Source organism: Massilia sp. CFBP 13721 (genome assembly GCF_014842025.1).
In the GTDB taxonomy this organism is placed as follows: Bacteria; Pseudomonadota; Gammaproteobacteria; order Burkholderiales; family Burkholderiaceae_D; genus Telluria.
In genome coordinates, this window is sequence record NZ_JACYUY010000024.1 from 69,268 (window position 1) to 91,503 (window position 22,236).

The following is a 22,236-nucleotide window of genomic DNA, read 5'->3' on the forward strand; positions in this document are numbered from 1 at the left end:
GGGCGCGAGGTTCACGTCAGATCCAGTACTCCGTCAAGCGCGACGCCCACTCCTTGACCCGGTCCGCCCACGGCCGGTCGCGCCACTGCTCCAGCGTGACTTCCTTCGAGCTGCGCAAGTCTTCGTCAAAGGCGCTCTCCATGTCGCGCCCGAAGGCCGGATCGATCACCACTACGTTCAGCTCATAGTTGTGGATGAAGCTGCGCCGGTCGATGTTCGCCGAGCCGATGGTCGACCAGGCGCCGTCGATCACCGCCGTCTTGGCATGCAGCACCGCGACCTGCAGCTGGAAGATGCGCACGCCGCCGGCCAGCAGCTGTTCATAGAAGGCCTGGCCGGCGTACATCACCAAGCCATGATCGGACACGCCCGGCAGCACCAGCTTGACGTCAACGCCGCGCTTGGCCGCGGCAATCAATGCATCGACGATCTGCTGGTCGGGCACGAAATACGCCGAGGTGATGTGCACCGATCGCTTGGCTTCGTTGATCGCGACCATCAGCGACTTGTAGATTTCCGAGTGGCCGTCTGGCGCGGTGGCCAGCACGCGCACGAACTTGTCGCCGGCGGGCGCCAGGCGCGGAAAGTAGTCGCGCTGCGAGAGTTCGCCGCCTTCCTGGCGCACCCAGGCATTCACGAAGGCCCATTGGAGCGTCGCCACGGCGGGACCCTCGATCTTGACGTGGGTGTCGCGCCAGCCGACCTTGTCCTTGTCGACATTGTCCGGCTTGCGGCGCGAGCGGAACAGCGAGCTGTTGGCATAGTCGGCGCTGATGTTGATGCCGCCAGTAAAGGCGATGCGGCCGTCGACCACCATCAGTTTGCGGTGGTCGCGGTTGTTGATCGACCAGTTGCCCTTGGCCTTGGCCGGGTTCACCGGATTGAACGCCACCATGCTGATGCCGGCCGCGCGCATGCGATCGAAAAAAGCCTGCGGCGTGCCGAGGGTGCCGACGCTGTCGTACATGACGTTGACGGCCACGCCCTCGCGCCGCTTTTCCATCAGCAGTTCAGCGAACTGCAGGCCGATCGGGTCCTGGTCGAAGATATAGGTTTCCAGGTTGATGGACGTGGTGGCATTGCGCGCCGCCGCCATCATTTCGCGCATCGTCGCCGGGCCGTCGAACAGCAATTGCACCTGGTTGCCGGCGATCAGGGGCACACCGGTCGCCTGTTCCTCGAGCACCGCCAGCGCCTTCAGGTCGCCGGTCGCATTCGCCCAGCGACGCTGCAGCAGCGCCGCGGTCTGCCCCTTCGACAGTGTGCCGCGCGCATTCTCGACCGTCGGGTTGGTCTTGACCGGCGTGTCGGGCAGCGTGTTGGCGTCGGGCAGGGTGCGGCAGGATGCCATCACCCCGATCAGTGCCAGCGCGGCGAGGCACCATTTGATGCGTTGCTTGTTCATTTATTTCCCCTTGTGGAATTCGGGAATGTCGATCACGTCGGGATCCCTTGGCCCGATGAAGAAGTCGAGCGGCGCATACGCGAAACGCCGTCCGAGTGCGCGCAGCAACAGGATGCTGCGGGTGAAAACGATGTTGCGGGCGCGCAGCGCCACCCACAGCGCCAGGTTGAAGCTGACCAGCAGGTTGACCGCGCCGATCAGCGCCACGCCGAGCACGGCATTGAGCACCATCGGGAAATTCATCTGGTAATCCAGCCCGACCAGGGCGGTGGCGAAGTTCGCCGTCGAGAAGGTCACGTGGCGGATGTCGAGCGGCAGGCCGAGCAGGAAACCGACGGTGCCGGTGGTGCCGAGCAGGATGCCGAAGAAGAAGTTACCCATCAGGCCGCCGAGATTGTCCTCGACGTAGCGCGACAGCCGGTCGCGCCGTTCGACCCCGAACAGGTTGCCCAGCCAGCGCAGCTGACGCACGCGCTGGCCCATGCGCGTGTACAGGGCCTTGTTGTCGTAGTAGCCGGAAATCAGCCCGGCGACGAACAGCCAGACCCCGGCGACGGCCGCATAGAACAGGGCCGGCGTGCCGAACGGGTCGATGTCGTGCAGCAGGTGATAGGCCTTGTCGGGCGAGACCAGGTGGTGGCCCTTCACCTGCTGGTAAGCAATGGCGATCAAGAGTGCGGTCGGAAAGGCGACCACCACGTTGCCGAGCACGGCCACGATCTGGGTGCGGAACACCTTGTTGACGAGTTCGGCCATGCGGTCGAAATCGATGCTGCGCCCGTCCGGCGTGTGCAGGCCGGCGGCGATGCGCTGGGCCGTCATCGCCGGCTGCTTGGTGGCGATGGTCCATTGCAGCATGTGGACGAGCATGAAGCCGAGCGAATAGTTCATGCTGAACAGGAAGGCTTCGACCAGTGGCGCGGCGCGCAGGTAGCCCAGAAGAATCTTGAACATCGCCATGAAGCCGACGATGAAGCCGGCGCCGGCCGCGGCCTTGAACATGTGGCGCAGTTGGGCCCGGCTCTCGGCGATGTAGTGCTCGCCGGTGCGGCTGGCGTTTTCGGTGACGTTGCGCGCCAGCAGGTGGATGTTGTCGCGGAACAGGCCGATCACCCGGTACTTGGTGTTGTGCGCTTCGACCAGTTCCTGGGCCAGGGCGAGGGCCGCGGCGCGCTGCGCGCTCAGCGGCTGTTCGGCGGGCGGCGGCGTGGTCACCAGGGCGCGGCTGCTGGACGGCGGACCGGCGAAGAGCTCCTGCGGGGCGGCCAACAGCTCCGGCGCCGCTTCCGGAGCCGAACCGACGGCCGACTCGCTGACGTCGACCAGGAACAGCAGCTTGCGCAGCCGGCCGATGCTTTGGCCGATGGCCACCAGCACATAGGTCAGGGCGACGCTGGTGCCGAAGGTGCGCGCGCTGCGGCGGATCTTGGCGACGACCTCCTCGCACTGGTCGAGCATCACCAGGAGGTGGCGCGGGTCTTCCGGGCGCGCCAGGCTGCCCTCGAGGTAACGGCTGTAGTCATCGAGGTAGGTGTTGACCTCGATGTTCTGCATCAGGAAAGGCGAATCGAAATCCTCGATCTCGCTGTAGCTGTGCACCAGGCGCGGCTCCAGGCCCAGCGCGCAGACGCGGCAGGACAGGGTGCGGATGGCGTCGAGCATGCCCATGGTCGTCACCAGACGCGCCCGGTCCGGGGTGGCGTCGTTCGGCGGCGGGGCATCGGCGACGACGTCGAACAGGGCCAGCCAGTCGGCATCGGGCACCGAACGGATCCAGCGGTGGTCTTCTTCGGCGTACAACACCTGGTCGAGCGCATCGGACAGGTAGAGGTCGTCGAGCGCGGGCGGCAGCAGGCGCCAGGCGATGCGGCGCATGAGTTCGGTGAAGAAGCCGTCGTTCGACAGGATGCCGATGTCGCTGTACAGGCTCGTGTGGCGGCGATTTTCCAGCAGGGTGACGAGGTAGCTGCGCAGCGCCCAGGCTTGCGCCGGGTTCCCCTTCAACAGTTGCGTCAGCGTGCGCACGGCCGCGCGCGCATGGCCAAGATGGCGTCGGCGCGGCCGTATGCCATCGACCAGTTCGACCAGCAAGTCGATGCGGTCGCTGTGTGGGTCGATGCGTTCAAGAATGTCAAGCATACAATTTCCGTTTCCTCGTAGCTGACAGTGTACGCGCTGGGGCCGCCGGGAATGGTTCGGCAGCGTACACAGCGGGAGATGAGGATGTGGCGGAGAAGGCTGCGTCGTTGGCAGCCTCAATTTCAGGAGGAAATAGCGTCAGACCCGTAAGGTGGGCGGGTCCCCCGCCCACCTTACATGTATGTCAAGCGGGCAGTGGTTGGTTTAGGTAAACGCCAGCAGCAAACTGGTCAGCACGAACCCTGCCGTCCAGCACAGGAAGCCGCACACGGCCGCCAGGCCCAGCGCCCCGTTCCAGCCGCGCCGCGCATAGCGGCGCCCGAAGCGGCGCCGCACCAGGTGCCACTGGGGCGCCGCCGCAGCCAGCAGCCACAGGCCGAGCCAGGCCAGCCCGATCAGCTGCGCCAGCGGCGTGCTGCCGTTGACGCGGTCGTTGACGGCGGTGGCGAACAATTCCACTCCCAGCACCGCCATGCTCGCCAGCAGCCAGCGCCGCGCCGTACGTGCGGCCCGCGCCTGGCCCAGCACGCGCCAGTTGTGCATCAGCAGCCAGGACCCGAACACCGGCGTGAACACCAGACTCCAGGCCGCGACGGCCGACGGGCGCCACAGCGCAGGCGCCTCGTCGACGGCATCGAACGCAGGGGGAGTGTGGGTGTCGGGCATGATGGCGAGAGGAAATGTTGCTGAGATGAAGCAACACTATCCCGCCATCGTGGCGCGCCGGCCTTGCGCAGGGTCGAACGCACCTGAGCCGGACGCAAAAAAGCCGCCCGGCATACACCGCGCGGCTTTCGCAGGCGATGCGTAAGTTTTACTTATGCATTGGACCGTTCCATTAGCAAAATTAATCTACTGGATCAGCCGCGGCCTGGCTCGGCAACATAGATCTCGACGCGGCGGTTACGTGCGCGGCCGCTGTTGTCGGTGTTCGAAGCGATCGGTTCGCGTTCGCCACGGCCTTCGATCGTGATGCGGGCCGGATTGACGCCGCGGCCTGCCAGGTAGTCGCGGGTGCGGGCGGCGCGGTCGACCGACAGCGGCTGGTTGATGCCCGGGTTGCCGGTGGCGTCGGTGTGGCCGATGATGACGACGTTCGTCGCCGGGTTCTCGTTGAGCGTGGTGGCGAAGCGCTCGAGCACCGGCTGGAAGTTCGGCTTGATGTCCGAACGGCCGGTATCGAACGAGATATCGCTCGGGATCTGCAGCTTCAGGCGGTTGTCGGCGGTCTGGGTCACTTCGACGCCGGTGCCGCGCGTAGCCTGTTCCATGGCCTGCTTCTGCTTCTCCATCCGGTTCGACCAGATGTTGCCGACCACGGCGCCCGCCGCGGCGCCGAGGACGGCGCCCCTGGCGGTACGGCCGGAGCCGCCGCCGCTGGTCGTGCCGCCGATCAGGGCGCCCAGGGCCGCACCGGCGCCGGCGCCGGTAGCGGTGCCGCGCTGGGTAGCGCTCATGTCGGCGCAGCCGGCGACGCCCAGGGCGAGGATGGTGGCGACGGCGGTGGATTTGATGAAGTTCTTCTGCATGGTGATCTCCTTGAAAAAAAGAAATCCGTTTCGTAGGCGCGCCCAAGGGGCACGACCACGAAACGGATTGGTCAATCTACTTCGGGTGGTGCTTGGTGGGTACCTGGTAATACGTAGCTTAGCGCCGCGTACGACCTGGTACAACCAATATGGTACCGCATGCGGCGTGCTATATGCCTCGACCGCTGATCAGGCGCACCAGGATCATGATGACGGCGACGACGAGCAGGATGTGGATGAAGCCGCCGATCGTGTACGAGGTGACCAGGCCGAGCAGCCACAAGACGACGAGAAAAATGGCAATGGTATAGAGCATGATGAGTCTCCTCACTGGGGGTTTGCGCCGTGGTGGCGCCGTGAATCCAGTATCGCGCTCCGTGCTCAACAAAACCGTTCGGTGGCGTACATTATGCGCGATATTTTTGTTTTTCTTGCAAGCTGCTTTGCAGGCCGGCGCTTTGCAGGCCTGCGCTTTGTAGCCCCGGTATCCAGCCCATGAAGCCGAGCAGGCCGACGAGGCCGATCAGGCAGGTAAGCAAGCCGCCGCTGACGAGGAAGATGACGTCGTGCGCCGCCAGCCCGTTTGCAGCCTGTTCGAGCGGTGGCGTGGCCGATACGAGCCCGAAACCGGTAAGGACGAGGCCCCAGACGATGATGCCGATCCATGCAAGGCTGTTCATGTTGCTCCCCTTTTTTACGAAGTTGGAATAAGCAGTGACGACGTGTATGCGCTTCTTTGGCGCTCATCCATTCTCGGGGTAGCTCAGCAGTAATTCCGTGCGGTGTCGCACATTTCCTATGGGAAATTATCAAGAGACGGTGTAGAGGGTCCGATCGACTCAGCCAATGGAAAAAGCCCGGCGGTCCTGGTGGACGGCCGGGCTTTCGGGCGGGCAGATTCGGATCAGGCGGCGCGCAAGCGGCCCTTGACGATGCGCACGCGGTCGCCGCTGCGCCATTTCGGCTGGCTCGACTGGTGGAAGGTACGCAGGCTGCCGTCGTCCAGGCGCACCCGGATCTCGTAGCTGGTGCTTGCCTTCATGTTGCCTTCGACCTGGTTGCCGACCACGGCGCCGCCAACCGCGCCGGCCACCGTTGCCAGCTGGCGTCCGTGGCCGCCGCCGATCTGGTTGCCCAGCAAGCCGCCGATGACGGCGCCGCCGGCCGCGCCCAGGCCGCTGCCCTGGGCACGCTGCTTGATCGCGCGTACCGATTCCACGTTGCCGCAGTTGCCGCACCATTTCGGTTCGGCTGCAGCGACTTGCACCGGCTTCGGTTTGGCGGTTGCGCGCGGGGCCGGCGCCGGTTCGGGTTCAGGTTCCGGGGCATAGGCCTGCACAGGCGCCGCAGCATACCCCTGCGCCAGTTGCTGGGTGGGGGCGGCGGCCGGGGCAGGGGCATAGGCAGTGGTTGGCGGCGCATACGCGGCGGCAGGCGGCGCCATCGCCAGGGCCGCCGCCGGCGGCACGGCCTGGCTTGCGGGCGGCAGGCTCGACGCCAGTGCGGCGCGCTCGGCCTCGTTCAGCTGGCGGTTGGAATTGCCGCCGATCGACGACGGAATCCAGCCCATGATCGCGGCCGTGCCGACCAGGCAGAACAGCACGACGGCAAGGGCGGCGACCAGGAGTAGGGGATGGTGCTGGGCGCGGGCCGGTGGAGGTGGGATGTTGTTCATGGCTTGCTCTCCAAAGGTTGCGAAAAGTCAGGTGCGTTTCGCTCCGGCGGGCAGGGCGCCGGCCGATGTAAAGATTGTCCCTAGGAACAACAAGGTATTCCGTGCGTCACCGAACATACACCCCCTATCAGAGCATTTAACCTGATCCAAATTGTTTGCAAATGTATCCGTCACGCGGCCTTGCACCTGCCGGGCGCGTCCGGACTTCCTATTTCACCGCGAGGGTTCGATGAACTTTGCTGCTTCTCCCGACGTCGCCGAGCACAATGCCAACTTGTTGCTGGCCGCGCTCCCGCCGCAGGAGCTTGCCCAGGTAATGCCGATGCTCGACCAGGTCCATGTCGAGGCCGGCGAGGTGCTGGGCGAGGCCGGCAAACCGGTCCGCCATATCTATTTTCCCCATGACTGCCTGATCTCGCTGCTGGGCGTGGCCGGCGGGCGCATGACGCTCGAGGTCGGCCTGGTCGGGCGCGAAGGCATGCTGGGCGCCACCGTCGCCCTCGGCCACGAGACGGCCCAGGTGCGCGCCGTGGTGCAGCGCCCCGGCAGCGCCAGCCGCATGGACAGCGCCGCCTTCCGCGCCGAATTCGCGCGCAATGCCGCCCTGCAGCGGGTGCTGTACCGCTACACCGACGCCTTGCTGGCGCAGGCGATCCAGATCGCCGTCTGCAGCCGCTTCCACGTGCTCGAGGCGCGCCTGGCGCGTTCGCTCCTGATCACGCGCGACCGCCTGCAGTCCGATAAATTCCACCTCACCCACGAGTTCCTGGCGCACGCGCTGGGTGTGCGCCGCGTCGGCGTCACCAAGGCGGCCAGCGCGCTGCAGCAGCAGGGATTGATCATCTACAGCCGCGGCAATATCGAGATCCTCGACGCCGAAGGGCTGGCGGCGGCCTCGTGCACCTGCTACGAGATCGTCAAGGATGCGGGGGCGGGCGCCTTGTCGAGCGCGTTCGTATAGGTTTGCTTGACTTACTGTAGGGTGGGCTCGAGAGCCCACCCTACAGTACGCTGCCGTTCCGGGCGGGATCCAATTCCTCCCAGTCCCGGCTAAAACCAATCCCACAAACGTCACGCCCCGCTTGCGCAGAGCACAAGCGGGGCGTTTCGTGTGTGTTTGCCTGGGTACTGCAGGGATAAAACTTAGTTGGTCTTGCCGGTCTGGTTGCCGATGACGCCGCCGACAGCTGCGCCGCCGACCGTGCCCACAGCGCTTCCGCCCGTCAGGACGCCACCGACCACGGCGCCAGCGCCGGCGCCGATCGCGGTGTTGCGGTCCTGGGTCGACATGCCGGAGCAACCGGTCAGGCCCAGGGTCAGGGTGGCGAGGGTAGCGACAACTGCCAGGTGTTTGATGTTTTTCATACTAATCTCCTTGGGTGGGGGTTATTTCAAGCGCAGGTCATTCCTGACCGATTTCACGCCCTTTACTGTGCGCGCAACCGATGCTGCGGTTGCCACGTTTTCCGCCGAGCCGACATAGCCGCTCAGCTGGACAATGCCTTCGCGGGTTGCGACATCGATGTCCGCCGCCACCAGCTCCGTGCTGCGGGCGATGGCTTCCTTGACGCCGGCCGTGATGGTGGTATCGTCCACCGCCACGACTGGCGCCAGCAGGGCGCCGCTGCCGCCGCAGCCTGCGAGCGGTGCCCCGAACATCAGGGCCGCCAGCAAGGCCAGGGCCGGTTTCCAATGCGTCATGCGTTTCCTTGATGCCGTGTTCCTGTGTCAGCGATGCACGCAGAGTAAATCCGCCGTGGAGTAGAGTCTGTTCGACAACACACACAGGGCCAGCTTTACTCATCAGTGCGCATCTGCGTGCCTTCTTCGCAGCGCATGCTCAACGCGTCTTGGCCTTGCCCGGCGCCGGTGCGGTCGGCTTTTCCTTGGCCAGCGCCACCAGGCGGCCGCATTCGCTGCTCTCGCCGGGTCCCGTATTGATCAGCGGGATCAGTGCGGCGACCGGTGCCGCGGCGGCGGCCAGCACGGCCGCGCCGCCTGCCTTGAGTGCCAGCACGCCCTTGTCGACCGACACGTCGGGTTTGCTGAACGGGCCGCGCACGTACAGCGGGGCGCGCAGCGTGAACAGGCGCAGCGCTTTCGTTTCGGGACGGATCGTCAAGTCCATCTGCTCGTTGGCCAGGTTGACGTTGCCGTTGACGCGCACGATCGCCTCGGCGGTGTCGAGCACCAGTACCTGCGATTGCATCACGCCCTTGTTGACGTCGAAGTCGGCGGCCAGGCAATTGAGTTGCACCGGCTTGTCGCCGAACAGCTTGGTGAGGACGATGTTGCCGACGTTCAGGCCCATCATTTCGAGCAGCATCTTGTTGATCGTGCCCTGGTTGACCAGCGCCTTGACTTCGCCGTTCGACGAACCGAGCAGGGCGGCAACCGAGGTGCCGGTGGCCGACAGCTGGGCGTCGCCATTGACCTGGCCGACGGTCGCCTGCATCTGTTCGATGGTCGGGAACAGTTGCTTGAGCTGGATGTGGCGCGCGCTGACCTTGGCGGTGGCCGCGATCGTGTTGCCTTTCGCGCCGCTGCCGTCGAGGCGGATGGTCGAGCGCAGCGTGCCACCGGCCACGCCGAAGTCGAGCGGGGCAAGCGTGATCACGCCATCCTTCATGATCAGGTGGGTCGACAGCTTGTTGATCGGCAGCGTCTTGTCGCGCCGGATCTTCTCGGCCGTGTAGCGCACGTCGGCATCGATCGCCTTCCAGCGCTCGGTGCGGAACTCTTCGACCGGCAGCACCTTGCCGCCCGGCTGCACGGCGTCGACGCCGCGCGCTTTCTTGCTCTCGTTCGAATCGCCGCCGATCAGCGGACCAAGGTCGGAGAACAGCAGTAGGCGCGTGGCCACGTTGCCCGACAGCTTGCCGCGCGGCTTGCCGCCTTCATACACGAGCTTGCCGCCGATGTCGCTCGAGCCGACCTTGCCCTTGAAATCGTCGTAGGTCCAGCGGCCGTACTCGCGGTCGAGCTCGCCCTTCAGGCGGCCCGAAGTGGAAAAGGCAGGCGTTTCCGGCAGCGTGATGCCGGTGAAGTTGTACAGGCGCGCCATGCTGCGTCCGGCCAGTTCCAGCTGCAGGTCGACCGCTTTCAGCTTGGCCGGGCTGGTGACGGTACCTTCGATCGCGATCCGGCTCGGGCCGCTGCGCATGTCGGCCTGCACCGGATACGGAACATTCTGGTCCTTCAGCGACAGCACTTGGCCGACCTTGCCGCCGCCGGTGACTTCGGCGCCATTATAGGTGCCGGTCACTTTGAAGCCGACGCCGTACTTGGTGTCGTTGTCGAGTGTGCGCACGTTGGCCGTGACGTCGGCCTTGGTGACGGCGTCGACGACGCGGATCACGCCATCGGTCAGCACCACGCGTTCGAGGTCGAGCTCCCACTTCGATTCCTCTTCCTTCTTCTTGTAGGCCCAGTTGTAGTGGGTAGCGTCGGTGCGCTGCAGCTCGACATAGGGCGAATCGAAGCGCAGCACAGGGATGCCGATCCGGTGCTGCAGCAGGCCTAGCGGATTGAGCGAGAACGAGAACTGGCGCACGCGCGCCATGTCCATCTGCTTCATGTTCGCCGGATTGCCGACGTTCACGTCGTTGGCGATCAGGTGCGGCCAGGGCAGCCAGTCGCGCAGGTGGCGCTCTTCCTTGCGCATGCGCTTGGCCGGGACTTCCCATTCCACCGCGAGGTTGCCGCGAATCGCGAATGGGCGCTCGATCGCCTCGCTCACCTTCGCATTCAGCCAGGGCCTGGCCTTGTTCCAGTCGAAGGTCAGGATAAAGATGATGGCGATGATCGGGATGGCAATCAGCGTGACCAAGAGGCCAAGCAGGATTTTCTTCTTCTTGCCGGCGTGCTTGTGGCCGGCATTCTGTTGAGTGGTGGTATCGGGCATGACGATCCTTCGTTGGGTATCGATCTTGCGGCCAGCTTAGCGCAAAGGGGAGGGTCATCAATGTGCGGTGTCGCACGGTGCGGCGGATGAGCAGAGCGGCAATCTTCTCGATACGCAATCTATGTGCGGCAGCGTACCGAACTAGGCCGGTATTATGCTTATAACGTTAACAAGTTGCTTACATTCACAGGAGATCCACATGGACATGAATCGTTCGATGCACCAGCTGGGCCGCGTGGCGGCAGTCGCCGCCGTGCTGGCGCTGGGCGCCTGCGCCAGCCAGAAGGCACCGGCCACGGCTGACGTCGCCGTCTCGCGCAACGCCGTCGAGAACGCAGTGCAGGCTGGCGCCGCCGACCTGGCTCCGGCCGAGATCACCGCGGCACGCGCCAAGATGATGCGCGCCAACGAAGCACTTGCCGCCAAGGACTACAAGCTGGCGCGCGAACTGGCGATGCAGGCCCAGGCCGACGCGCAACTGGCGCAGAGCAAGGCCGCCTCGGCCAAGGCCACCGCCGCCTCGAACGCGCTCAACGAAGACCTGCGCGTGCTGCGCCAGGAAGTCGACCGCGCAAACAGCCAGTAAGTTCGGCCACGCACTGTGGCCATTCATTGCAGCAGATAAACGATTTTCACGAGAACGCAAACGCGCCACCGGCGCCATGCATGAAGGGGAAAAAACCATGACACCACGCTTCCTGAAGCCGGCCGTCCTTGCCAGCGCCATCCTGCTGGCCGCCTGCAGCACCACGCCGACCACGACGCCGCAGCTGGACCAGGCCCGCGCCGATTTCGTCGCCGCCAATAACAATCCGCAAGTGGCGAGTTACGCGCCGCTGGAATTCAGGCAGGCCAGCGATGCGCTGAATGCCGCCAACACGGCTGCCGCCAAGAAAGAAAGTCTGGAAGACATCGACCGCCTGGCCTACGTGGCCAAGCAGAAGATCGCCACCGCCCAGGAAGTGGCGCGCGCCAAGGCGGCCGAGGCGAACATCGCCGACGCCGCGCGCCAGCGCACCGAAATCACTCTGGAGGCGCGCACCGCCGAAGCCGAGCGCGCCAAACGCCAGGCCGCCGAAGCCCAGGCCGCGGCAGCCGCCGCCCAGCAGCAGGCGGCAACCGCCCAGCAGCAGGCGGCGATGGCCCAGGACCAGACCCGCATGATCGCCGAGCGCGCCGCCAAGCTGGAAGCGCTGCTGGTCGAACTGCATGCCACCAAGACCGAGCGCGGCATGGTCGTCACCATCGGCGACGTGCTGTTCGCCACCAACGAGGCGAACCTGACCCCGAACGGCATGTCGACCCTGCGCAAGCTGGCCGATGTCATGGCGCAGAACCCGGAGCGCTCTGTGCTGGTCGAAGGCTTTACCGACAGCACCGGCAGCTCGAGCTACAACCAGGACCTGTCGCAGCGCCGCGCCAACGCGGTGGCGACGGCCCTGGGCAGCATGGGCGTGCCGCGCGAACGGATCGCCATGAAGGCCTATGGCGAAGCCTTCCCGGTGGCCGCCAACGATACGGCGCCGAACCGCCAGCTGAACCGCCGCGTCGAGATCGTGCTGTCGAACGACAATGCGCCGATCCCGGCGCGCACAGCTTCGCGCTGATTTACCAAGCTTTTTTTAAGGAACCGTCATGGAACAAAGCAGAACGCCCCTGGCACATGGCTTCGACGTCGAGGCCATCCGCCGCGCCGCGGCCAACCTCGACGACGGCGCCGTCACTGCGGGTTACGCGGCCGACCGCGAAGCCGTCATCGCCATGCTGAACGACGCGCTCGCCACCGAACTGCTGTGCGTGCTGCGCTACAAGCGCCACTACTACACCGTCAGCGGCCCGAACAACGGCGCCCTGAAGGCCGAGTTCCTCGAGCATGCCCAGCAGGAACAGGAACACGCCGACCGCATCGCCGAGCGCATCGTCCAGCTGAACGGCTCGCCGAACTTCAACCCGGCCACGCTGACCGCACGCAGCCATGCCGAGTACGACGATTCGGACGATACGCAAGCCATGGTGCGTGCCGACCTGATCGCCGAGCGCGTTGCCATCGAATCCTACCGCCAGATGATCCAGGCGATCGGCGACAAGGATCCGACCACCAGGCAGATGCTGACCGAGATCCTCGCCGTCGAAGAAGAGCACGCCGACGACATGCACGATTTCCTCGTGCCTTGATTGATTCATCCACCACCACATAACCACAACAGGAGTTCACCATGATTGATACCACCCGCACCAGCCGTTCGATCGACGACACCATCGACAGCGCCAGCGCCGACGTGAAAGTGCTGATGAAAGATGCGCAGTCGCTGCTGACCGCCGCTGCATCGATGACCGGCGAAAAGGCCGACGCACTGCGTACGCGCGGCATGGAGCTGCTGGACCGCGCGATGGGCAAGGCCAGCCAGTATCAAGGTCAAGCAGTCATCAAGAGCAAGGAACTGGCCGAGACTGCCGATGTCTATGTTAAAGACAACCCGTGGCGTACCGTGGCCGCCGCGGCGAGTGTCGGCCTGCTGGTCGGTATTTATCTGGGTCGTAAATAATTTTCGCCGGAGAGAACGCCATGGAAAAGACCGAAACCGTCGTGCATGGTCCTGGACTCATGGGCGGCATCTCCGGCCTGGCGAAGAACCTGTTCGGCCTCGTCGTGTCGCGCGTTGAACTCGCGGCGCTCGAGATGTCGGAAGTGCGTAACCACGTGATTGAACTGGTGGCGATTTTCGCCGGCGCCATTCTCGCAGTGTGGTTCGCATTGGCCTACGGCACCGCGACGATCGTGATGCTGGCCTGGGACAGCTGGGGCTGGAAGATCCTGCTGGTGATGTTCCTGGTGTTTCTGGCGATCACGGTTGCACTCGTGATGCGGGGGCTGGCGCTGCTCAAGCAGGGCAAGCTCGCCTTTCCGGAAACGATGCGGGAACTCCGCAACGACCGCGATGCGCTGATGTAAAGCGGCCACCTACAGGGGAGAGAACATGGAACAACACGACCATAAAAAGCATCACGGCGAGCCGACCGGACTGGCTGGACACAAGCACAGCACCGACCCCGTCAAGCGCAAGGCCGAGCTGCTGCGCGAAGGCGAGTTCTATCGTGCCGGCGTTACCTACGCCAAGGCACAGGTAAAGCACGGCGCGCGGCCCGAAGTCATGCTACATTCTGTCATGGACCACGCAACGTGGGCATTGCGGGCACGAGCTGATGCTCTGCTGAAACCTACGGGAACGAGCGTGTCGGTGCTGCTACCGTATGCGATGACCGCATTCAATTTCGTGCGCCAGCGCCGCATGGGCAAGCAAGCCGTGGCGGGTGCCGTGTTGATGGGCGTCGTCAGCTGGTACATGAAGAAGAAGCGCGCGCAGCAGGAAATCTGAGGCAGGCCCCTAGTGACTGCGGCTGCGGCCCTGGTTGCCACCTGGTGCTTGTGTCGGGATGGCGGCCTGGTCGCCATCCAGATGTTTTTTCGGTAGCGCGAGCATGTTGCTTGCCGCCACCGAATGCATTTGCAGGGCAGTGGGATTGTAACGCACTGCATTTGCAGCGGCAGGAGGCTGTATCCGGTAGTAGCGGCTATATTTGGTATAAATCGTTTATGCGATAGCCGCCAGGGTTCCGTCACCGGACCGGATGGGCAAAGAATATGGTGGGGCTTGAGCGGCGTCGCAATCATTGATTGGACGCCGTCTTTTTTTGTCGGCTTTTTGTCCGCTGCTAGCGCGTCTGCGTCGCCGCCTGCGTGCCGGCCTCGGCGCGTGCGCTCGCCATTTCTTCCTTCCACGTATCCTGCGCCGCCTTCAGGCAAGCCTGGCGCTCCGCCGCCGGACCCTGGCGGCAAGCGTTCTTCGCTTCGTCGAGCGCCGCGCCGATTTCTTTCTGGCGCGTGCGCCAACGCTGGCCGCTGGTGGCGTCCTCGCGATACCAGCGCGCCGGATCGCCGCGCGCAATTTCCTGTGCCTGCTTGCTGGCCGCGGCCGGTGCGACCATCGCGTCGTTGCTCTTCGGCGCAGGGGGCGCTTCGGTAGCGCTCTGGGCGCCGGCGAGGGCGCTGGCGGACGCCAGCAAGGCAGCCGCCAGCAGTTGCTTCACATCGGTATGCATTTTCATCTTTACCTCCACGAAATAAAAACGGGCCGGCATGGCCGGCCCGCTGCATCAGGCAAGGTGCGCGGCGTAGCGAATGCTCCCTGTGCGCCGCCGGCATGGCGCCCGGTACGACGCGCGCAAGGCGTTCCCGGCTGCGGCGTTCACACTCGCTCCGTAGCGACGATCAGTACCGACGATCAGTACCGATATACGCGGCCGTCGACCAGGCGCACGCGGTTGCCCACGCGCAGGTCGTAGACGCTGTCCTGGACCACGGTGCGGTATTCGCCGTTATCCATGCGCACGTTGACCTGGTACATCTCCTGGCCGCTGCCCGCATTGCGGTTCTTTTCGATGTTGTTGCCGACCAGGGCGCCGCCGACGCCGCCGGCCACCGTGGCGGCGGTACGGCCGCTGCCGCTGCCGACCTGGTTGCCGGCCAGTGCGCCGACCAGGGCGCCGACCACCGCGCCGCCACCGCTGGTGCGGTTCTCGGCCTGGGTCACCTGGATCGATTCGATGGTGCCGTAGCCCATCGAGGCGGTGTTGTTGTAACCGCCGTTGTTGCCGCTGTTATAGGACGGCGAGCTGGCGCAGCCCGAGAGCAGGGCGACGGCGGCAACCGCTGCGGCGGCGAAGGTGCGGGGTGCTTTCATATTGTTCTCCTGGCAAATGGTGTACGCCAAGAATAGGGGGACTGTCCGTGCGAGGTCTGTGCGATGACGCACTGTGTATTGCTTATTTAATATTATCGAACCGACATCTCCTGTTGTGTTCGACAGCGAACAGAGTCGGACGTGCGAAGGGCGTAAAACATCATCAGGGACTACGCCACACGGAGAACAAGAACATGACAGCCAGATTGAAAAACATCCATGCACTGATGATCGTCGGCGCCGCACTGTTGTGGTCGGCCCATGTCCGCGCGCAGGCAACGGCGCCGGTGGTGCAGTCGGTCACGGTGCCTGACGCCAAGACCGCCTGGAACACGGCGCGCGATACGGCTGCCGCCAATTACAAAGTGGCGCGCGCCCGTTGCGATGTCGTGACCGGCAACCCGCACGACGTGTGCGTCGCCGAGGCCAAGGCCGAGCGCGTGCGCGTCGAGGAAGAAGCGGGCGCCGCCTACAAGAACACCCTGAAAGCCTATACCCAGGCGCGCATGCGCATCGCCGACGCGAATTACGACCGCGACAAGGCGCGCTGCGGGGCGGTAACAGGCAACAACCGCGACGTGTGCATCAAGCAGGCCAAGGCGACGCTGATCGCGGCCCGTGCCGATGCCACCGCGGATCGCAAGATGATCGAAGCGCGCAGCAATGCGCGTGAAGACAAACTGACGGCGGAATACCGGGTCGCACTCCAGAAGTGCGACGCGTTTGCCGGCGCGGCGAAAGACCAGTGCGTCGACGCCGCAAAAACCGCGTACGGCAAGTGACGTACCGGAAATGCTCACCTGAGCACATTGACTTTGACCATTAACAGAAAGGGATACATCATGAAAATCACCCAACGCCTCGCCACCGCCGTCTTCGCCGGCGCACTCGCCTTCACCATGGTTGGCTGCGCTTCCGGTCCACAAAAGGCGAGCGCCGGCGAATACATCGACGACAGCGTCATCACCGCCAAGGTGAAAGCCGCCTTCGCAGCTGACCCAACCGTCAAGGCGACCGAAATCAACGTCGAGACCTTCAAGGGTGACGTCCAGCTGTCGGGCTTCGTGGCCCAGCCTGGCGATGCACAGCGCGCAGTTGACGTCGCTCGCGGCATCAAGGGTGTAACCTCGGTCAAGAACGACATCCGCGTGAAATAATCCCCGCCACCGGGCGGCGGTCCGGCAACCTTTCATTTGGCAAACCTATGCATCTCGCCAGTCCTGGCTCGGTCCCCGCCGAGCCGAACAAGCCCGCCGCCCCGGAGGCCCCGCCGGTCATCGCCAATGAGATGACCGGCGTTGCTCCCCCCGAGGTGCACGTCGAACCCGGCGATGTCACGCTGACGTCCGGCGGCTTGCGCCTGCCGATCCACGTCAATGCCCGCGGCCTGTCGCTCGGCATCATGGCCACGGTCGCGTTCGTCTTCGCCCTGCAGTGGGCGCAAAAATTCTTCGTGCCGCTCCTGCTCGGCATTTTCATCGCCTATACGCTCAGCCCGGTCGTGCGCTGGCTCGAGCGCATCCATATCAAGCGCGTCATCGGCGCCGGCCTGGTCACGGCAATCCTGATCGGCGGCCTCGGCGCCACCATGTACCGCCTGCAGGACGAATTCTTCAATATCATCGACGAGCTGCCGACGCTGACGCAGAAGGTGACCAAGCTGGTGAGCAGCGCGGTGACTGGGCAAGGCTCGACGATCGAGCAAATGCGCCGGGCCGCCGCCGAAATCGAAAAGGCCACCGCCGGCGTCGGCGAGAACAAGGATGCACGCCTGATCCAGCGCCGCCCGACGCTGTCGCAGCCGCAGTCGCCGGCATTTCGCGTCACCGACTGGCTGCTGGCCGGTTCGGTGGGCCTGGCCGCCTTCATCACGCAAGCCACGATGGTGCTGTTCCTCGTGTTTTTCCTGCTGCTGGCCGGCGATACCTTCAAGCGCAAGCTGGTCAAGCTGACCGGCCCCTCGCTGACGCGCAAGAAAGTCACGGTGCACATCCTGGACGACATCAATACATCGATCCAGAACTACATGTTCATGCTGCTGGTAACCAATATCCTGCTGGCGCTGCTGATGTGGGTGGCGCTGCGTGCGATCGGCCTGAACAACGCCGGCGCCTGGGCGATTTTCGCCGGCGTCGCCCACATCATGCCGTATTTCGGCCCGCTCCTGATCACGGTCGCCACCGGCCTGGTTGCCTTCATGCAGTTCGAGTCGCTGCGCATGGTGATCCTCGTGGCCGGCGCCTCGATGGGCATCGCCACCCTGGTCGGGATGGTGGTTACGACCTGGATGACCGGCAAGATCGCCAAGATGAATCCCGCGGCCGTGTTCGTCAGCCTGCTGTTCTGGGGCTGGTTGTGGGGGATGTGGGGACTGCTGCTGGGGGTACCGGTGGTGGTGATCCTCAAGACGGTGGCCGAGCGGGTCGAGGGCATGGAAGTGGTGGCGGAGTTGCTGGGCGAGTAGGGTAGACTCGGTCCACGCGTGAACGATCAATCATCGGGAACGTATAAAAAGCCGGCGCGGACCAATATGGTTTCGCGCCGTTTTACTTTGCCTTTCTTCGCGCTCATCGCGGGGCGTAACGGTCGGGTGTTTACGGGCACGTAAAACGCGTGGATCATTGCCAGCGTATAAAAAAAGCGCGGACCCACATGGATCCGCGCCGTTGTGCTTCATCGAACAACCAGACTCACGCCATCCGCTTCACATTCTTCGCCCCGGTTTCATACCCCGGCTTGTGGCGCAAGCTTCCCAGCTGCAGCGCATACTGGCGGGCGAACTCGGCGCCGAGGAAGAAGATCTGGGCCGAGTAATATACCCACAGCAGCAGGGCGATCAGCGAACCGGCCGCGCCGAAGCTGCTGGCGGCGCCGCTGTTGCCGATGTACAGGCCGATCGCGAACTTGCCCAGCGTGAACATGGCGGCGGTACCGAGGGCGCCGATGGTCACGTCATGCCAGGATAGCTTGATGCGTGGCAGCAGCTTGTAGATGACTCCGAACATCGTCGCGATCACGAGGAATCCGATGCACGAGGACACCCAGCCCATGATCACGGCCGAGTCTTTCCATATGCCACCAAGATAATTTTCGACAACTGCCGTCGCGGCACTGACGACGAGCGAGACCAGCAGCAGGAAGCCCAGCACCAGGATCAGACCGAACGAGAGCACGCGTGTACGTACCGTGTCCCACCAGCCCGCGTCCTTCGGCGCAGGCACGTCCCAGATCTCGTCGAGGCTGTCTTTCAGCTCGGCGAATACGCTGGTGGCGCCCACCAGCAGCAGCACGGTTGCGATGATCGTCGCAAACCGGCCGGTTTCCTTGTCCCGTGCACCGGCCAGGATTGCCTGGATCGTTTCAGCGCCTTCCTTGCCGACCAAGCCGCGCAGTTCATTAAGCAATTGCCCCTGCGCCGCTTCGGCGCCGTAGAAAAAGCCCGCCACGGCAATCACCAGCACCAGGATTGGCGCCATCGAGAAGAGGGTGTAAAAGGCGAGGGCCGCACCCTTGCTGGCAGCGCGGTGCGCCAGCCACTCCGTGACCGCGCATTTCATGATGTGGACAATCTGGCGCGAGTAGGGAAACCATTGTTTTTTATCTTTATCGACCGTGTCCATACAGATTCTCCGGAAAAAGAAAAGGGGTACCAGGTCCGGTCGAGTGCGTGCCTGAACACGTGCTCGACCGGGCGAAGTACCCCTCAGGCCGCATCACGCCCCTCCGCGCGAGGCGGAGTGGCGGACGAGAACTCAATTACTGAACGCGTTTCTCGATCGTGATTTGCTCGACCTCGACGCGGCGGTTTGGTTCCAGGCAAGCGATCAGCGCGGTGCGGTTCTTGTCGTTGCAAGTCACGACAGGATTGGCTTCGCCTTTGCCGATGGCGTTCAGGCGGCTGCCGTCGATGCCTTTGCCGATCAGGTATTCACGCACGGATTGTGCACGACGCTCCGACAGCTTCTGGTTGTATTTCTCCGAGCCCAGGCGGTCGGTGTAACCGGTGATGTCGACGTTGGTGATGCTGGTGTCGGCTTGCAGGGCGGCGGCGATTTCGTCCAGGCGTGGCGCTGGCATGACCAGTTTGGCCTGGTCGAATTCGAACATCTTGGTGGCCGACAGGGTGACTTTTTCGAAGCGTGCTGGCGGCGGAGCAACCGGTGCCGGTGCTGGCGCTGGCGCCGGTGCTTCGACCACTGGTGCCGGTGCCGGAGCAACGTAGGCGACTGGTGGCGGGTTGAACGAATAGTTCACGCCGATGGTCAGGTACTTGTTGTTTGGCTTGTTGAAGCCATACAGCTCGTCGTGGCGCAGGTTGCTGCGCACCGAGCGCAGGTCGACGTGCAGCGCCAGTTGCGGCATCAGGTCAGCCTGGACGCCGATACCGGCGGTCCAGTATGGGGAGTTCTTGCTCACGCGGCGGAACTGGTTTTCTACCTTGTCGCGTTCGGCGCCGATACCGACCAGAATGAATGGACGGACTTTGCTGCGCGACAGCATCAGCAGGCCGTCCACGCCGATCAGCGTCTGGCGATAACGGGCGCCGCCGTCTTCAGCACGAACGTGGGAGCCGCCGATCTGGACGTCGAAATACTGGTTGACGTTCTTGCCGAACTTCAGACCACCGCCCCAGTCTTTATCGTCCACGCCGAAGTCCGCGTCAGGCTTCATGCCGACGATGCTTGGCTGGATATACCAGGACGGGTTGATTTCTTGGGCCAGCGTGGTGCCGGTAGCGCAGAGCATGGCGACAGCCAGGGCGATCTTCTTCGTATTGTTCACAGGAAACTCCCATAAGTGATGAAAAGGTAGGGTGACATCGCGTGCTTGACAGTGATGTTGGAGTGAAGAATACGAGGTGGAGTTCAAGAGGGTCGGTGCGCTAGCGCACCTACATATACTGCTGAGTGACAAATTTACAACGGATTTTCTGGCTAAGACACCATCCCTTTATATAGAGAGGATAATTTAGTGTAATTTCTACAATAAATTCTTTTAGAAAAAATATTGTCGTTAGGCGTTGTTTTATTGCGACAAGTGTCGAGTTCGCAACAGGGTATGAATTTCCTCAAAGACATGTTTAACAAAATGCTCGCTGGAATTTTGCCAATGTGGGATGGCGCACAGACCGGCCGGTGTGACGCAGGCAATCTTGAGGCCAGTTAAGCGGAACCCGAGGTGTTGTCAGAGTGTCAGACCACACACAGCGACCCGGACCTCCCAGTCTCTCTCTCTATTTGGAGTACACCAACATGCATGCAACGACTCATCACAACGCGGTGCAAGGCGACATCGGCGCAGTGCACACTTCCAGCAATTCAGCGCTGATCGAACGCGTCCCGCCACAGCCAACCGAGCGCGCGCCCATTTCGCTGGCGCCGATCGAGCGTGTGCGGTCGACTTCTGCCACGCAGCGTCGGATCGAAAACATGCAAAAGCTGATCAACGAATTGTCGACCCACGAAATGCTGGCCGACGAAATCGCCTGGTTCCTGAAGTTTTCGCCATCGGGCGCCCGCAAGTACATTCGCGACCTGCGCGAAGCCGGCGTGATCGAACTGGCGCGCTACATCGAAGGCACCGCCACCTACCTGGGCAAGGCTGTATACCAGATCTGTCCCGACCAGGAACGCGTGAAAGCCTTCCTCGCCGCGATCTGCCAGCCGAAGCGCGAAGGCGTCGCCCCGCGCAAGGAACGTCCAGGCCTGCGCGAGCAGAGCATGGCCGGCAGCGGCCGCCACTTCCACATCCTGGCCGACGACACCCATTACGCCATCCGCGTGAACCGCAGCCCGGTCACCCGCGATCCGCTCGTCGCCGCGTTGTTCGGCCCGGCGCCTAGCCAGATCGGCAAGTAACACGCTCTGACGAAGCGCGCCGAGGTGGAGACCCGAAGCGCACTTCCGTAACCGACGATCGCTGTCGTCAAGCAAATGCCGCGCACTGCGCGGCATTTGTCGTTAACGCGCCATTCACGCACCAAAACGGCAACGTTGAAAACCCGGCAACAGGCCCCACCTGCGCTCGAAGGCGATCCTGCCGCATCCATCATTCCCACCAAAGGAGTTCCCATGCTGCCAACTGCCGCATCCCTGGAAGGCCAGCCCGTACCGCAGGTCACGTTCAAGGCGCGCCCCGACAACCAGTGGCGCGACCTGACGACGGACCAGCTGTTCAAGGGCAAGACCGTGGTCGTGTTCTCGTTGCCGGGGGCATATACGCCGACTTGCTCCTCGACCCATCTGCCGCGTTTTAACGAATTGGCGCCGGTGTTTCGCGACAATGGCATCGACGATATCGTCTGCTTCTCGGTCAACGACGCGTTCGTGATGAACGAATGGAAGAGCGGCCAGGATGCCGACGACATTACCTTCGTCCCCGACGGCAACGGCGATTTTGCGCGCGCCATGGGGATGCTGGTCGACAAGCGCGAGTTGGGCTTCGGCATGCGCTCCTGGCGTTATTCGATGCTGGTGCGCGACGGCATCATCGAGAAGATCTTCATCGAAGACGACGGCGACGAGGAGGATGATCCGTTCCACGTGTCCGACGCCGACACCATGCTGCGCCACATCAATCCGGAGGCGCGCGCGCCGGAGCCGATCGTCATGTTCTCGCGCCCCGGTTGCCCGTTCTGCGCGCGTGCCAAGGCGGCGCTGGCCGAACGCCGCCTGCGCTATACCGATATCTCGCAAGACAAGAGGATTAATACCAGCGTGCTGCGGGCGGTGAGCGGGCACCTCACCTGGCCCCAGGTGTTCATCGGCGGCCGCCTGGTCGGCGGCGCGGACGAACTCGACGCTTACTTGTCCAACGCATGAACCCCTATCCATTTGCGGGAG

General features: G+C 63.8%; 26 protein-coding genes. 12 read left to right on the top strand and 14 right to left on the bottom strand.

The window, feature by feature from the left end; all coding sequences use genetic code 11:
* Positions 1-16: 16 nt before the first annotated feature.
* From cls to IFT60_RS20330, 7 genes are all read right to left on the bottom strand, one after another.
* Positions 17-1,405, bottom strand: coding sequence for a cardiolipin synthase (gene cls / locus IFT60_RS20300; protein ID WP_192055010.1), 1,389 nt, complete (start codon positions 1,403-1,405; stop codon positions 17-19).
* On the bottom strand, positions 1,406-3,544 hold the full coding sequence (locus IFT60_RS20305) for a site-specific recombinase (RefSeq protein ID WP_192055012.1): 2,139 nt from the start codon (positions 3,542-3,544) through the stop codon (positions 1,406-1,408).
* A 204-nt stretch (positions 3,545-3,748) separates the two neighbouring features.
* Positions 3,749-4,210: a hypothetical protein gene (locus IFT60_RS20310; protein ID WP_192055014.1), complete on the bottom strand. Its 462-nt coding sequence runs from the start codon at positions 4,208-4,210 to the stop codon at positions 3,749-3,751.
* 194 nt (positions 4,211-4,404) lie between these two features.
* A complete protein-coding gene (locus tag IFT60_RS20315) occupies positions 4,405-5,073 on the bottom strand; it encodes a YiaD family glycine zipper/OmpA-like lipoprotein (protein WP_192055017.1) in 669 nt (222 codons plus the stop codon).
* 169 nt (positions 5,074-5,242) lie between these two features.
* On the bottom strand, positions 5,243-5,389 hold the full coding sequence (locus IFT60_RS20320; RefSeq protein ID WP_192055019.1) for a lmo0937 family membrane protein: 147 nt from the start codon (positions 5,387-5,389) through the stop codon (positions 5,243-5,245).
* 91 nt (positions 5,390-5,480) lie between these two features.
* Positions 5,481-5,753 carry a hypothetical protein gene (locus tag IFT60_RS20325; protein ID WP_192055021.1) on the bottom strand — a complete coding sequence of 91 codons (273 nt, stop codon included), beginning with the start codon at positions 5,751-5,753 and terminating at the stop codon, positions 5,481-5,483.
* Positions 5,754-5,977: 224 nt separating this feature from the next.
* Positions 5,978-6,748, bottom strand: a complete 771-nt coding sequence (locus tag IFT60_RS20330; RefSeq protein WP_192055024.1) for a glycine zipper 2TM domain-containing protein — start codon at positions 6,746-6,748, stop codon at positions 5,978-5,980.
* Between the two features lie 229 nt (positions 6,749-6,977).
* Here IFT60_RS20330 and IFT60_RS20335 point away from each other — a divergent pair, with 229 nt between their 5' ends.
* A complete protein-coding gene (locus tag IFT60_RS20335; protein WP_192055026.1) occupies positions 6,978-7,709 on the top strand; it encodes a Crp/Fnr family transcriptional regulator in 732 nt (243 codons plus the stop codon).
* Between the two features lie 182 nt (positions 7,710-7,891).
* Here IFT60_RS20335 and IFT60_RS20340 read toward each other — a convergent pair whose 3' ends face one another.
* The 3 genes from IFT60_RS20340 to IFT60_RS20350 form a co-directional block, all read right to left on the bottom strand.
* Entirely contained in the window at positions 7,892-8,113 is a 222-nt protein-coding gene (locus IFT60_RS20340) for a YMGG-like glycine zipper-containing protein (protein ID WP_192055028.1), read from the bottom strand.
* Positions 8,114-8,134: 21 nt separating this feature from the next.
* Positions 8,135-8,449 (bottom strand): BON domain-containing protein, encoded by a 315-nt coding sequence (locus IFT60_RS20345; protein WP_192055031.1) that lies wholly within the window; start codon positions 8,447-8,449, stop codon positions 8,135-8,137.
* Between the two features lie 139 nt (positions 8,450-8,588).
* The gene (locus IFT60_RS20350; protein WP_192055034.1) at positions 8,589-10,652 is read right to left on the bottom strand and encodes an AsmA family protein; all 2,064 of its coding nucleotides are present in this window, start codon (positions 10,650-10,652) and stop codon (positions 8,589-8,591) included.
* A 205-nt stretch (positions 10,653-10,857) separates the two neighbouring features.
* On the opposite strand from IFT60_RS20350, the gene IFT60_RS20355 reads away from it, so the two are divergent.
* The 6 genes from IFT60_RS20355 to IFT60_RS20380 all read left to right on the top strand — a co-directional run bounded on the left by IFT60_RS20355 (position 10,858) and on the right by IFT60_RS20380 (position 14,029).
* Positions 10,858-11,238: a DUF4398 domain-containing protein gene (locus tag IFT60_RS20355; RefSeq protein ID WP_229511046.1), complete on the top strand. Its 381-nt coding sequence runs from the start codon at positions 10,858-10,860 to the stop codon at positions 11,236-11,238.
* 97 nt (positions 11,239-11,335) lie between these two features.
* Positions 11,336-12,259, top strand: coding sequence for an OmpA family protein (locus tag IFT60_RS20360; RefSeq protein ID WP_192055036.1), 924 nt, complete (start codon positions 11,336-11,338; stop codon positions 12,257-12,259).
* A gap of 28 nt (positions 12,260-12,287) precedes the next feature.
* Positions 12,288-12,827 carry a ferritin-like domain-containing protein gene (locus IFT60_RS20365; RefSeq protein ID WP_192055038.1) on the top strand — a complete coding sequence of 180 codons (540 nt, stop codon included), beginning with the start codon at positions 12,288-12,290 and terminating at the stop codon, positions 12,825-12,827.
* 41 nt (positions 12,828-12,868) lie between these two features.
* Positions 12,869-13,198, top strand: a complete 330-nt coding sequence (locus IFT60_RS20370; RefSeq protein ID WP_192055040.1) for an ElaB/YgaM/YqjD family protein — start codon at positions 12,869-12,871, stop codon at positions 13,196-13,198.
* A 20-nt stretch (positions 13,199-13,218) separates the two neighbouring features.
* Positions 13,219-13,605 carry a phage holin family protein gene (locus IFT60_RS20375; protein WP_229511036.1) on the top strand — a complete coding sequence of 129 codons (387 nt, stop codon included), beginning with the start codon at positions 13,219-13,221 and terminating at the stop codon, positions 13,603-13,605.
* 25 nt (positions 13,606-13,630) lie between these two features.
* Positions 13,631-14,029 carry a hypothetical protein gene (locus IFT60_RS20380; protein WP_192055042.1) on the top strand — a complete coding sequence of 133 codons (399 nt, stop codon included), beginning with the start codon at positions 13,631-13,633 and terminating at the stop codon, positions 14,027-14,029.
* Between the two features lie 337 nt (positions 14,030-14,366).
* Here IFT60_RS20380 and IFT60_RS20385 read toward each other — a convergent pair whose 3' ends face one another.
* Together IFT60_RS20385 and IFT60_RS20390 are read right to left on the bottom strand one after the other, a co-directional pair.
* Positions 14,367-14,759 (bottom strand): hypothetical protein, encoded by a 393-nt coding sequence (locus IFT60_RS20385; protein ID WP_229511038.1) that lies wholly within the window; start codon positions 14,757-14,759, stop codon positions 14,367-14,369.
* A 176-nt stretch (positions 14,760-14,935) separates the two neighbouring features.
* Complete coding sequence (locus IFT60_RS20390) at positions 14,936-15,394, bottom strand: outer membrane lipoprotein (RefSeq protein ID WP_192055045.1); 459 nt, start codon at positions 15,392-15,394, stop codon at positions 14,936-14,938.
* A gap of 194 nt (positions 15,395-15,588) precedes the next feature.
* Between IFT60_RS20390 and IFT60_RS20395 the strand changes: the two genes are divergently transcribed.
* From IFT60_RS20395 to IFT60_RS20405, 3 genes are all read left to right on the top strand, one after another.
* Positions 15,589-16,176: a hypothetical protein gene (locus tag IFT60_RS20395; RefSeq protein ID WP_197986406.1), complete on the top strand. Its 588-nt coding sequence runs from the start codon at positions 15,589-15,591 to the stop codon at positions 16,174-16,176.
* A 60-nt stretch (positions 16,177-16,236) separates the two neighbouring features.
* Entirely contained in the window at positions 16,237-16,551 is a 315-nt protein-coding gene (locus IFT60_RS20400; RefSeq protein ID WP_192055047.1) for a BON domain-containing protein, read from the top strand.
* Positions 16,552-16,682: 131 nt separating this feature from the next.
* A complete protein-coding gene (locus IFT60_RS20405; protein WP_192055093.1) occupies positions 16,683-17,858 on the top strand; it encodes an AI-2E family transporter in 1,176 nt (391 codons plus the stop codon).
* Between the two features lie 226 nt (positions 17,859-18,084).
* On the opposite strand, the gene IFT60_RS20410 is transcribed toward IFT60_RS20405, so the two are convergent.
* On the bottom strand, positions 18,085-19,014 hold the full coding sequence (locus tag IFT60_RS20410; protein WP_192055049.1) for a YihY/virulence factor BrkB family protein: 930 nt from the start codon (positions 19,012-19,014) through the stop codon (positions 18,085-18,087).
* A gap of 136 nt (positions 19,015-19,150) precedes the next feature.
* Positions 19,151-20,176 (bottom strand): OmpA family protein, encoded by a 1,026-nt coding sequence (locus IFT60_RS20415; RefSeq protein ID WP_192055051.1) that lies wholly within the window; start codon positions 20,174-20,176, stop codon positions 19,151-19,153.
* 470 nt (positions 20,177-20,646) lie between these two features.
* Here IFT60_RS20415 and IFT60_RS20420 point away from each other — a divergent pair, with 470 nt between their 5' ends.
* Together IFT60_RS20420 and IFT60_RS20425 are read left to right on the top strand one after the other, a co-directional pair.
* Positions 20,647-21,252 (top strand): winged helix-turn-helix domain-containing protein, encoded by a 606-nt coding sequence (locus IFT60_RS20420; RefSeq protein WP_192055053.1) that lies wholly within the window; start codon positions 20,647-20,649, stop codon positions 21,250-21,252.
* A gap of 213 nt (positions 21,253-21,465) precedes the next feature.
* On the top strand, positions 21,466-22,215 hold the full coding sequence (locus IFT60_RS20425; protein ID WP_192055055.1) for a glutathione peroxidase: 750 nt from the start codon (positions 21,466-21,468) through the stop codon (positions 22,213-22,215).
* Positions 22,216-22,236: the final 21 nt, after the last annotated feature.